Source organism: Cellulomonas sp. P4_A2, from assembly GCF_056402515.1.
This window is the reverse complement of record NZ_JBFUHG010000038.1, coordinates 1-1,936: the sequence shown is the minus strand read 5'-3', so window position 1 is coordinate 1,936 and position 1,936 is coordinate 1. Positions and strand designations below refer to the sequence as shown.

General features: G+C 71.0%; 1 protein-coding gene and 1 pseudogene. Both read right to left on the bottom strand.

Annotated elements, in window-relative coordinates; genetic code table 11:
- Positions 1–1,439: methyl-accepting chemotaxis protein (locus AC1DUE_RS19935; protein ID WP_477041151.1), on the bottom strand; the 1,439-nt coding region annotated here is incomplete at its 3' end.
- 203 nt (positions 1,440–1,642) lie between these two features.
- Positions 1,643–1,936, bottom strand: a pseudogene (locus AC1DUE_RS19930) (methyl-accepting chemotaxis protein); the annotation flags it as partial.

The window sequence follows — 1,936 nt, the reverse complement described above, 5'->3', positions numbered from 1 at the left end:
GTCTGCTCCTCGACCGCCGAGGCGATCGTCAGCTGGTAGTCGTTGATCGACGCGATGATCGAGGCGATCTGCCCGATCGCCGCCACCGCACCGGTCGTGTCGGCCTGGATCGCCTCCACCCGACGCGCGATGTCCTCCGTGGCCCGCGCGGTCTCCGAGGCCAGCTCCTTGACCTCACCAGCCACGACCGCGAACCCCTTGCCCGCCTCACCGGCACGCGCAGCCTCGATCGTCGCGTTCAACGCCAGCAGGTTCGTCTGCTCCGCGATGCTGGTGATCGTCTTGACCACGTTCCCGATCTGCTGGGACGACTCACCCAGACGCGCCACCTGCTCGTTCGCCGACGACGCCGCCGACGTGGCCTGATCGGCCACCTTCGCGGCCAGGTTCGCGTTCTGCGCGATCTCCCGGATCGAGGCCCCCATCTGCTCCGCCCCGGCCGCCACCGCCTGGACGTTGCGCGACACCTGCTCCGCGGCAGCCGCGACGACACCCGCCTGCGCACTGGTCTCATCGGAACCCGCCGCCACCTCGCTCGAGGAGGCGGACAGCTGCTCGGCCGCGGCCGCCACGGTCTGTGAGGTCTCGACGACCCCCTGCAGCGTCGCGACGATCGAGTCCTGGGCGGCGCCGAGCGCGTCGGCCATGCGACCCAGCTCGTCGCTCGAGTCGACGGTGGCGCGGACCGTGAAGTCGCCGCCGGCCATCGCCACCAGCGAGCCGCGGACGCGCTGCACGGCGCCGACGATGCTGCCGGCGATGAACCAGCCGAGCGTCAGGGCCAGCGCGAGCGCCACGACCAGGCTGATCGTCAGGATGCGGCCGGCACGGTCCGCCTTCGCGACGGAGGTCGCGGCCAGGTTGTCGGTGTAGCCGCTGATCTCCTGGACCATCGTCTCGAGGTCGCCGGTGAACTTGTCGACCGCCGGCTGGCTGACCTCGGCCAGGAGCTTGGCGTACGCGTCGACGTTGGTGCCGGTGGCCGCCGGGACGAGCTGGCTGTCGCGGACCCGCAGCCACGCCTCGTAGTCCTGGGCGAAGGCCTGCCAGCTCGGCGCCTGCGAGGCGTCGCTCGCGGCGTACGCGTCCATGACCTTCGTCATGGCGGCGTCGTTCTCCTGCTGCTGCGCCAGCCACGACTGCTGCTCGGTGCGCGTGGTCGCGGCGGCGAGCTGGGCGATGACCAGGCGGGCCTGCATCTGGCGCTGTTCGATCTCGACGCGCATGTCGATGATCGACGACTGGATGACGGCGAGCGTCTTGCTGGCCTCCGACGCCGACTGGAGCGCGCTGACGGCGTAGATGCCGGAGCCCACCGCGACGGCCGCCATGACGAGGATCGCCGTGAGGATCTTCGTGCGGATCGAGCGGTCGCGGAACCACCGGGAGGGGCGACGGCGGGTGGCCGTGCTGCTGCTCCTGAGGCCGGTCTTGCGCATGGTTGCTCCTGGTGGCGTGGGGCTCGTTGACCGTGTGATCGGCCGTCTACGGCCCTTTGTGAGTGCTCCGGACTCGATGCCACCCGTCGAAGATCTGGGTGCTAGCACCTACGTCCCGTATGGGGGATTCGAGAGGCCCGCGGACAGGCCGACGCCCCGCCGGCAGGGGGTGCGGCGGGGCGTCGGGGTCGTGCGGGGGCGTCCTAGAACGTGAAGGCGGAGACCCTCGTGCGCAGGTCGGTGGAGAGGCGCGCCAGCTCGCTGACGGCGTCGCCCATCTGCCCCAGGGTCTGCGAGGAGGACGCGGCCGAGCTCGCGACGCCACCGATGTTCATCGCGATCTCCCCSGACCCGGTCGCGGCCTCGGCCACCCCGCGGGACATCTCGTTGGTCGTCGCGGTCTGCTCCTCGACCGCCGAGGCGATCGTCAGCTGGTAGTCGTTGATCGACGCGATGATCGAGGCGATCTGCCCGATCGCCGCCACCGCACCGGTCGT